General features: G+C 56.9%; 12 protein-coding genes. 1 reads left to right on the forward strand and 11 read right to left on the reverse strand.

All coding sequences use genetic code 11. The annotated features are described in order from the left end of the window. Positions 1 to 3 precede the first annotated feature (3 nt). The 6 genes from rpsC to WNY61_RS15495 all read right to left on the reverse strand — a co-directional run bounded on the left by rpsC (position 4) and on the right by WNY61_RS15495 (position 4,944). On the reverse strand, positions 4 to 711 hold the full coding sequence (gene rpsC, locus WNY61_RS15470; RefSeq protein WP_342852355.1) for a 30S ribosomal protein S3: 708 nt from the start codon (positions 709 to 711) through the stop codon (positions 4 to 6). Further along, the gene (gene rplV / locus WNY61_RS15475) at positions 711 to 1,091 is read right to left on the reverse strand and encodes a 50S ribosomal protein L22 (protein ID WP_007118839.1); all 381 of its coding nucleotides are present in this window, start codon (positions 1,089 to 1,091) and stop codon (positions 711 to 713) included. The genes rpsC and rplV overlap by 1 nt, the downstream gene beginning before the upstream one ends. Before the next feature lie 3 nt (positions 1,092 to 1,094). After that, positions 1,095 to 1,373, reverse strand: a complete 279-nt coding sequence (gene rpsS / locus WNY61_RS15480; RefSeq protein ID WP_007118838.1) for a 30S ribosomal protein S19 — start codon at positions 1,371 to 1,373, stop codon at positions 1,095 to 1,097. A 3-nt stretch (positions 1,374 to 1,376) separates the two neighbouring features. Beyond that, positions 1,377 to 2,219: a 50S ribosomal protein L2 gene (rplB, locus tag WNY61_RS15485; RefSeq protein WP_007118837.1), complete on the reverse strand. Its 843-nt coding sequence runs from the start codon at positions 2,217 to 2,219 to the stop codon at positions 1,377 to 1,379. A gap of 313 nt (positions 2,220 to 2,532) precedes the next feature. Then, positions 2,533 to 3,669, reverse strand: a complete 1,137-nt coding sequence (locus WNY61_RS15490) for a PRC-barrel domain-containing protein (protein ID WP_342852356.1) — start codon at positions 3,667 to 3,669, stop codon at positions 2,533 to 2,535. A gap of 243 nt (positions 3,670 to 3,912) precedes the next feature. Then, positions 3,913 to 4,944 (reverse strand): fatty acid desaturase, encoded by a 1,032-nt coding sequence (locus tag WNY61_RS15495; RefSeq protein WP_342852357.1) that lies wholly within the window; start codon positions 4,942 to 4,944, stop codon positions 3,913 to 3,915. Between the two features lie 173 nt (positions 4,945 to 5,117). On the opposite strand from WNY61_RS15495, the gene WNY61_RS15500 reads away from it, so the two are divergent. Then, positions 5,118 to 5,543 (forward strand): DUF1801 domain-containing protein, encoded by a 426-nt coding sequence (locus WNY61_RS15500; RefSeq protein WP_342852358.1) that lies wholly within the window; start codon positions 5,118 to 5,120, stop codon positions 5,541 to 5,543. 33 nt (positions 5,544 to 5,576) lie between these two features. Here the strand turns inward: WNY61_RS15500 and WNY61_RS15505 are convergent, their stop codons facing one another. The 5 genes from WNY61_RS15505 to WNY61_RS15525 form a co-directional block, all read right to left on the reverse strand. After that, positions 5,577 to 5,873 (reverse strand): 50S ribosomal protein L23, encoded by a 297-nt coding sequence (locus tag WNY61_RS15505; protein ID WP_007118833.1) that lies wholly within the window; start codon positions 5,871 to 5,873, stop codon positions 5,577 to 5,579. Continuing rightward, positions 5,870 to 6,487: a 50S ribosomal protein L4 gene (rplD, locus tag WNY61_RS15510; RefSeq protein ID WP_007118832.1), complete on the reverse strand. Its 618-nt coding sequence runs from the start codon at positions 6,485 to 6,487 to the stop codon at positions 5,870 to 5,872. Before rplD ends, WNY61_RS15505 begins: the two co-directional genes overlap by 4 nt. Further along, positions 6,484 to 7,362 (reverse strand): 50S ribosomal protein L3, encoded by an 879-nt coding sequence (rplC, locus tag WNY61_RS15515; RefSeq protein WP_007118831.1) that lies wholly within the window; start codon positions 7,360 to 7,362, stop codon positions 6,484 to 6,486. Before rplC ends, rplD begins: the two co-directional genes overlap by 4 nt. A gap of 17 nt (positions 7,363 to 7,379) precedes the next feature. Further along, on the reverse strand, positions 7,380 to 7,700 hold the full coding sequence (gene rpsJ, locus WNY61_RS15520; RefSeq protein WP_007118830.1) for a 30S ribosomal protein S10: 321 nt from the start codon (positions 7,698 to 7,700) through the stop codon (positions 7,380 to 7,382). Positions 7,701 to 8,064: 364 nt separating this feature from the next. Continuing rightward, a partial coding sequence (locus WNY61_RS15525; RefSeq protein ID WP_342852359.1) for an EF-Tu/IF-2/RF-3 family GTPase occupies positions 8,065 to 8,493 on the reverse strand: 429 nt, incomplete at its 5' end.

The following is an 8,493-nucleotide window of genomic DNA, read 5'->3' on the forward strand; positions in this document are numbered from 1 at the left end:
CCCTTAACGACGACCGCCGGCACCGCGAGGTGCTGGGCCGTCTTGGAGTTCCTGTGCCTTACGGTCACGCGCGGCAGGATCATGTTCCATGATCTCACCTTTGAAGATCCATGTCTTGATGCCGATGATGCCATAGGCAGTCATAGCTTCAACATGGGCGTAATCGATATCGGCACGCAATGTGTGCAGCGGCACGCGACCCTCACGGTACCATTCGGTACGCGCGATTTCGGCCCCACCCAGACGACCCGCGAGGTTCACGCGGATGCCGAGTGCGCCCATGCGCATGGCGTTCTGCACGGCACGTTTCATGGCGCGGCGGAAAGATACCCGGCGCTCCAGCTGCTGTGCAATGCTTTCACCAACCAAGTGTGCGTCCAGCTCGGGCTTGCGAACTTCAACGATGTTGAGGTGCAGTTCCGACTTGGTCATCTTGGCGATCTTCTGGCGCAGCGTCTCGATGTCCGCGCCTTTCTTGCCAATGATGACACCGGGGCGTGCTGTATGGATCGTAACGCGGCACTTTTTGTGCGGACGTTCGATGATCACACGAGCGATACCGGCCTGGTGGCACTCTTTCTTGATGAAGTCGCGGATTGCGAGATCTTCAAGCAGAAGATCACCGTAATCCTTGGTGTCGGCGTACCAGCGGCTGTCCCAGGTGCGGTTCACCTGAAGACGCATACCGATCGGATTGACTTTGTTACCCATCAGGCTTGCTCCTCAACTTGACGCACTTTGATCGTGATCTCGGCAAACGGCTTGATGATCTTGCCGAACCGGCCACGGGCACGCGGGCGACCGCGCTTCATGGTCAGGTTCTTACCAACATAGGCCTCGGCCACGATGAGCTCATCGACGTCCAGGTTGTGATTGTTCTCGGCGTTGGCAATCGCAGACTGAAGGCATTTCTTCACGTCCAGCGCGATCCGCTTCTTGGAGAAGGTCAGATCGGTCAACGCTTTGTCCACGGACTTACCACGGATCAGAGCTGCAACCAGGTTCAGTTTCTGCGGGCTTGTGCGAAGCATGCGCAATTTTGCCATTGCTTCGTTGTCTGCCACGCGGCGGGGATTCTTATCCTTGCTCATGGCTTATTTCCGCTTCGCTTTTTTGTCGGCGGCATGACCGTAGTAGGTCCGAGTCGGGGAGTACTCACCGAACTTCTGACCGATCATGTCTTCGCTAACGTTAACAGGGATGTGCTTATGACCATTGTACACGCCAAACGTCAGACCCACGAACTGGGGCAGGATCGTGCTGCGGCGCGACCAGATCTTGATCACTTCGTTGCGGCCGCCCTCGCGGGAAGCCTCTGCCTTTTTGAGGACATAAGAGTCAACAAAAGGACCTTTCCATACTGAACGAGCCATGAATTAACGCCCCTTCTTCTTGGCGTGACGCGAGCGGATGATAAGCTTGCTGGACGCTTTGTTCTTGTTGCGGGTCTTGGCACCCTTCGTCGGCTTACCCCAAGGAGTAACCGGGTGACGACCACCAGAGGTCCGGCCTTCACCACCGCCGTGCGGGTGGTCGATCGGGTTCATCACCACACCACGTACAGAAGGACGGATGCCCTTGTGACGCATGCGGCCCGCTTTACCGTAGTTCTGGTTGGAGTTGTCGGGGTTGGACACAGCACCAACGGTGGCCATGCATTCCTGACGCACGAGACGCAGCTCGCCGCTGCTCAGACGAATCTGAGCGTAGCCACCGTCACGACCCACGAACTGGGCGTAGGTGCCGGCGGCACGTGCGATCTGACCGCCCTTGCCGGGCTTCATCTCGATGTTGTGGATGATCGTACCGATTGGCATGCCCGAGAAAGGCATCGCGTTGCCGGGTTTGATGTCCACTTTGGCGCCGGCGATGATTTTGTCGCCGATGGCCAGACGCTGGGGGGCCAGAATGTAGGCCTGCTCGCCGTCTTCGTACTGGATCAGTGCGATGAAAGCGGTCCGGTTGGGGTCATATTCGATCCGCGCGACAACAGCGGACATGTCCAGCTTGTTGCGCTTGAAATCAACGATACGGTAGAGGCGCTTTGCACCACCACCTGTACGACGCATTGTGATTCGTCCGGTGTTGTTCCGACCGCCAGATTTGGTCAAACCCTCAGTAAGGGCTTTGACCGGGCGGCCTTTCCACAGCTCCGAACGGTCGATCAGTACCAGTCCACGCTGGCCTGGCGTCGTCGGTTTGTACGACTTGAGTGCCATGTTCTCTGTCTTCCGTTTGCTTGGCACGCCTCCATCGAGATGAAAGCGCGTTGGTTGTAGGGCCCCGAAGGTCCCCTGTAGGAGTGGCGAATGGGGCGATTATCTCTCTCGAGGTAAGCATCCGATCCGCCGGGATCGTTCAAATAGCCAAACCCCGGACGAATCCGGGGTCTGAGCCGATGTGGCGAACTAGCAGGTTCATTCCAGCCCGTCCAGTAGGCTCGGCAAGATTCATCGCAATGGCGGTTTACACAAAAAAAGAAGGCGCCGAAGCGCCTTCTTTCAATGGTTCATAGCTCAAGCAGAGTGGGGTTTAGTCGAGACCCAACTCTTCAGCCAGACGGATCCCGGGCTCAAGGATGCGTACTTCGGATTCGTTAAACTCTGGCATGCTTTCCAGACGCTCTTCGGTCACTCCGGGCACAATCACTTCGTCTTCACGCAGGATCAGTTGCTCCACGGGAATGGCGACTTCGTTCTCGCCCATGCCTAGGAAGCCACCCACACCGACGATTGCGACGATGGTATCTCCACGAATGCCGATAAAGTCGATTTCGCCAACATCTTCACCGGTTTCGGTTGCAACGCTGCGGCCAGTCAGTTCTTCAGCGGTCAGGTTGAAGATCGGCAGGCGCTGGACGTTCTCTTGATAGCGGGCACGGTCTTCATCGGCCATATTGCCCTGCTCGTCAGCATTGAAGTCTTCCATCAGCACGCGAGCTTGCTCTTGCTCAACGTCAACCTCGGCGCCTTCGGATGCTTCGATGTTTACCTTAGGCTCTTCCGCTTCTTCGACGACGACATTGGCATCGTCGCTTTGCTGCACGTTGACCTCGGCTTCTTGCTGCTCAACTTCGACTTTTGCCTCACCAGCTTCATCGACATTCACGTCGGCTTCGGCGTTCTCGATGGTCACCCGCGGCTCGGCCTCTTCGATGGTGATTTTCGGCTCAGGACGCACGAACTTCACGACAGGCTCGGGCTGCTTCAGATCAACGACAGGTTCACCCGTTGTGACGTCGACTTTCGGCTCGGGCAGCTGAACTGTCACAACAGGCTCGGGAATGCGAACGGTCACTTGGGGCTGCGCCTGCTCGATCGTGATGATCGGTGCCTGCTGTTGCACACGGACGTTAGGCTTGGGCACCTGCACGGTCACTTCGGGCTGGCCCTGCTCGACTGTCACAACAGGCGCGTCTTGGGATACGTTCACATCAGGCTCGGGCACGGTGACGTCAACTTCGGCGTCTTTCTGCTCAACGACCACCTGGCCACCTGCAACGTTCGCAGTTGCTGCGACACCAGCTTCAGCTTCGGATTGCGCTTCGGCTTCGGCGTTGCGCTCAATCGTTTCCTCGACATCGGCCGTAGCATCCTGCGCCAGAACCGGAGCAGCAGCGAAAAGAGCGACAGCGGATACGCCAGCCATGAGTGTTTTTGTATAGATCATAAGGTATCTCCCATTTGGTAATCCTGAGGTGCCGGGCACCCCGTCTTCCGTGGAGGGACAACAGGCAACTTTTCGCTCTGTTCCGAAAATTTTTGCTACATTTTTTCGGAACAAATTGTGCGTTATCGTCAAGATTGACCAGAATGGTTGGAAGTTCTCGTTTCAGTAATTGCTAGATGCGAGATGTGAAAAAACCCTCACCGAAGTGAGGGTTTTCTGAGACGTCCAACAAAGTGGTTCAGATCACACCGCCTGGCGCGCCTGAGCAAACGACAAAAGACGTTTCGTCTTCTCATCCCAAAGATGCAGCCGCGCGTTCGCAAGACTTTCGCGAACAGTCATCCGATTGCCGTCTGCCAAGGCGGCGTGATCGCGCAGTACCTCGGGCAGCCGGTAGAATGGGATGCGGCTATAGAGGTGGTGCACATGGTGAATGCCGATATTCGCACTGAGCCACTGCAAGGGCCGAGGCAGGATGTAATGCGACGAACCATGAAAAGCTGCGTCATGCAGATCCCAAGTTTCGTCCTCTTCCCAATGGGTGGTCTCGAACTGGTGCTGCACATAGAAAAGCCACATGCCCGCAGTCGCCGCCAAAAGCGTGCTCGGCACAAAGATCAGCAGGATGGGCATGATCCCTCCGAAGTAGAAGATCACTGTAAGTGCCGCGACGATCGAAAGGTTGGTCCCCATCGCACTCAGCCAATAACGTGCTTTGGCCATCAGCCCCAGTGGAATGCGGTTTTGCACGAAAAACAGATAGCTCGGCCCAAGACCGAACAGCACCACCGGATTGCGATAAAGCCGATAATGAAACCGTCCGAACAGGCTTAGCGCGCGATATTCTGCGACTGTCAGGGTATGGATATCCCCAATCCCGCGGCGACCGAGGTTGCCAGCAGAGGAATGGTGAATGGAATGTGTGCGGCGCCAGACATCATATGGCGTTAGAGTCAGCACTCCCAAAACGCGGCCGACCCAATCGCTGGTACGCCTGCTGGCAAAGAATGCCGCATGGCCGCAGTCATGCTGAATGGCAAAGAGCCGCAGCAAAAAGCCCGCGTTGATGACAGAGATCGCCAGGGTTAGCCAGCCGCTCACTGACAGCGCCCACCACGCCAGCGCCCAGAGCAGGATGAAAGGCCCAAGGGTGATCGCCAGCTCGAAACTACTGCGCCAAGTGCTGGGCTCGCGGTAGCGGGCCAGCACGCGCACCCAATCGCGGGCGTTCGACACGTCTGCAGACGCACCAGAGGGAAGATTTTCGTGAGACATAGTACTGCTTTTTATCGTTGCTTAATGCCTTGTAAAGGAAAGCGCGCAGCAAGCAACTTATCCGTTGGGTATTAACGCCGGGTTTCCGCCCACCCGGCCACAAACAGCCGGTATGGTGAGCCTGTGAGATGAAAGTTAATTGCTCCACCTAGAATCCGGACATACGTTTAAGCATGAGTTTACCCACCCCGCCCTTTCAAAACGACGCCGTAAAAAACACGTTCGCCGGTTTTTCAGAACCTGTGCGCCCGGGTCTCCTAGACCTAAGGCGGCTTATCTTCGATGTGGCGGAAACTGAAAATGTAGGCCGCATTGAAGAAACCCAGAAATGGGGACAGCCCGCCTATCTCACACCCGAAAGCAAGTCCGGGACAACGCTGCGACTAGGGGTGCCAAAGGCGGGCGGATACGCGTTGTTCCTGCATTGCCAGACGACCATAATTCCGGACGCCCGTTTGGTTTTCGCGAATGCATTTACCTATGACGGCAACCGCGCTGTTCTTTTTAACGCACAGTCCGAAATCGCAAGAGCACCGCTGGCGCTTTTGATCGCGCAGGCCCTAACCTATCACCGCCGCAACAAAAAAGGCCCCCGCTAAGCGGAGGCCTTTCTCAAATCTTTTACCGAAAGCTTACAGCCCGGTGGAGACGTCGATTGTGTTGCCCTCTTCGAGCGTCACATAAGCCTTTTTCACGTCTTTACGGCGACCCATCTGGCCCCGGAAACGCTTGACCTTGCCTTTGGTGATGGACGTGTTCACGGCCTTCACCTTGACGTTAAAGAGCGCCTCAACGGCCTCTTTGATCATTGGCTTGTTGCTTTCAATCGCCACTTCGAAAACGACAGCGTTCTGTTCGGACGCCATTGTTGCCTTCTCGGTGATGATCGGCTTGCGGATCACGTCATAGTGTTCATGCTTGGCGCTCATTTCAGGCGTGCCTCCAATGCTTCGATCCCCGCTTTGGTGATCACCAGAGTATCACGCTTGAGGATGTCATAGACGTTTGCGCCCATCGACGGCAGGATATCCAAACCTTCGATGTTGCGTGCGGCCTGTGCGAAGTTCTCGTTGACCGAAGCGCCATCGATGACCAGCGTACGCTTCCAACCCAGGTTCGACACCTGCTTGGCCAGTGCGGCTGTTTTGCCTTCGGACGTTGCTTCGTCGATGATGACCAAAGAACCGGCTTTTGCTTTGGCGGACAGCGCGTGGCGCAGACCCAGCTTGCGGAACTTTTTGGTCAGCTCGTGGCCGTGGCTACGCGGGGTTGGACCCTTGTAGATACCACCCTTACGGAAGATCGGCGCGTTCCGGTCACCGTGGCGTGCGCCGCCGGTGCCTTTTTGGCGATAGATCTTCTTGGTCGAGTAGCTGGTCTCGGACCGTGTCTTGACCTTGTGCGTACCCTGCTGCGCGTTGTTACGCTGCCAGCGCACGACGCGGTGCAGGATGTCGGCACGCGGCTCAAGGCCGAACAGTGCTTCGTCCAGGTCTACGGACCCAGCGTTGCCACCGTCGAGTTTGATGACATCGAGTTTCATGCGTCACCTTCTTTCTTGTCAGCGTCGGCATCGGAATTATCGGCATCCGAACCTTCAGCTGCGATTTCAGCTTCTGCGGCTTTCAGCGCTTCGGCTTCCTGTGCGGCTTGCTCTTCGGCCAAACGCTTGGCTTCGGCTTCTGCCTCTGCTGCGGCTGCGGCGGCTGCCTCTTCGGCGGCTTTGGCGGCTTCTTCAGCGGCGGATTTCAGAGCGGCGGGTAGAATCGCGTCTTCGGGGAACGGTTTTTTGACCGCATCCTTGACCGTGACCCAGCCACCTTTGGAGCCAGGAACGGCGCCTTTAACCATGATCAGGCCACGCGCGCTGTCGGTCTTGACGACTTCGAGGTTCTGCGTGGTTACACGGGCAGCGCCCATATGACCGGCCATTTTCTTACCTTTGAAAACTTTGCCGGGATCCTGACACTGGCCTGTGGAGCCGTGCGAACGGTGGCTGATGGAAACACCGTGTGTCGCCCGCAGACCGCCAAAGTTGTGACGCTTCATCGCACCGGCAAAACCTTTACCGATCGAAGTACCTGCAACGTCAACGTACTGACCTGCGAAGTAATGGTCCGCGATGATTTCCTCACCGACTTCCAGCATTGCTTCCGCGTCGACGCGGAACTCTGCAACCTTGCGCTTTGGTTCCACTTTCGCTGCTGCGAAGTGGCCACGCATGGCTTGGCTTGTGCGTTTGGCTTTCGCCGAACCTGCACCGAGCTGAACGGCAGTGTAGCCGTCACGGTCTGCGGTGCGCTGTGCGACAACCTGAAGCTTGTCCAACTGGAGAACGGTCACAGGAATCTGCTTGCCGTCTTCCATGAACAGCCGGGTCATGCCGACTTTTTTTGCAATAACGCCTGAGCGCAACATATGATTACCCTCCGGGCTTACGATTGCAGCTTGATCTCGACATCCACGCCAGCGGCGAGGTCGAGCTTCATCAGCGCGTCCACGGTCTGGGGAGTCGGATCAATGATATCCAGCAGACGCTTGTGCGTGCGGATTTCGAACTGGTCACGGGATTTCTTGTCAACGTGGGGACCACGCAGAACGGTGAATTTCTCGATTTTGTTCGGCAGCGGAATGGGTCCGCGGACCGAAGCGCCTGTGCGCTTGGCGGTGCTGACGATTTCCTGTGTGGAAGAATCGAGCACCCGATAGTCAAACGCCTTCAGGCGAATGCGAATGTTCTGGCTTTGAGCGGCCATATGCATATCCCTTGTTTTGGGATTCCAACGGATTGGAGGAAGCAGGCTCATCCGGCCCCCTCATCGCGCCTTGGTATCAAATCAAACGGGGCGCGTCTGACGCACCCCGGTGATTGGCGTCCTATAGGGGGAATCGATGGTAGTGGCAAGCAGGTTCTGAAAACGCCTCGGTTTTCAGAACCAGTGCGCAAAGTCATGCCGCTCGCGGCGTGACAGCGCACCCCGCCAGCGTTCAATCACAACCAACCAAACCACCTATTGGCTGGCATGCGCTAAAGCGCCCTCCCCGCGACGCAAAAGGCCGCAGCAAATGCTGCGGCCTTTCGATAGTCTTACAAGTCAGGCCCAGAAGCCCGACCTATAATCACTCAGTGATCTTCGACACAACACCAGCGCCAACAGTCCGGCCACCTTCGCGGATCGCGAAGCGCAGACCGTTTTCCATGGCGATCGGTGCGATCAGCTCAACGCCGAAAGACACGTTGTCGCCGGGCATGACCATCTCGGTGCCTTCTGCCAATTGAACGGTGCCTGTCACGTCAGTTGTACGGAAGTAGAACTGTGGACGGTAGTTCGCGAAGAATGGCGTGTGACGGCCACCTTCCTCTTTGGTGAGGATGTAGGCTTCGGCTTCGAACTTGGTGTGCGGGTTCACGGAACCGGGCTTGCAGAGAACCTGACCGCGCTCAACGCCGTCACGCTCAACGCCACGCAGAAGCGCGCCGATGTTGTCGCCAGCTTCACCACGGTCCAGCAGCTTGCGGAACATTTCCACACCGGTACAGGTGGTTTT

This window comes from Sulfitobacter sp. AS92, from assembly GCF_038900015.1.
GTDB lineage: Bacteria > Pseudomonadota > Alphaproteobacteria > Rhodobacterales > Rhodobacteraceae > Sulfitobacter.

What these genes read in the sequence shown, in the direction of transcription:
- WNY61_RS15495 (WP_342852357.1), bottom strand. Translation starts at nt 4,944, where the DNA reads ATGTCTCACGAAAATCTTCCCTCTGGTGCGTCTGCAGACGTGTCGAAC.
- rplB (WP_007118837.1), bottom strand. Translation starts at nt 2,219, where the DNA reads ATGGCACTCAAGTCGTACAAACCGACGACGCCAGGCCAGCGTGGACTG.
- WNY61_RS15505 (WP_007118833.1), bottom strand. Translation starts at nt 5,873, where the DNA reads ATGAGCGCCAAGCATGAACACTATGACGTGATCCGCAAGCCGATCATC.
- rplV (WP_007118839.1), bottom strand. Translation starts at nt 1,091, where the DNA reads ATGAGCAAGGATAAGAATCCCCGCCGCGTGGCAGACAACGAAGCAATG.
- rpsS (WP_007118838.1), bottom strand. Translation starts at nt 1,373, where the DNA reads ATGGCTCGTTCAGTATGGAAAGGTCCTTTTGTTGACTCTTATGTCCTC.
- rpsJ (WP_007118830.1), bottom strand. Translation starts at nt 7,700, where the DNA reads ATGGCCGCTCAAAGCCAGAACATTCGCATTCGCCTGAAGGCGTTTGAC.
- rplD (WP_007118832.1), bottom strand. Translation starts at nt 6,487, where the DNA reads ATGAAACTCGATGTCATCAAACTCGACGGTGGCAACGCTGGGTCCGTA.
- WNY61_RS15500 (WP_342852358.1), top strand. Translation starts at nt 5,118, where the DNA reads ATGAGTTTACCCACCCCGCCCTTTCAAAACGACGCCGTAAAAAACACG.
- rplC (WP_007118831.1), bottom strand. Translation starts at nt 7,362, where the DNA reads ATGTTGCGCTCAGGCGTTATTGCAAAAAAAGTCGGCATGACCCGGCTG.
- WNY61_RS15490 (WP_342852356.1), bottom strand. Translation starts at nt 3,669, where the DNA reads ATGATCTATACAAAAACACTCATGGCTGGCGTATCCGCTGTCGCTCTT.
- rpsC (WP_342852355.1), bottom strand. Translation starts at nt 711, where the DNA reads ATGGGTAACAAAGTCAATCCGATCGGTATGCGTCTTCAGGTGAACCGC.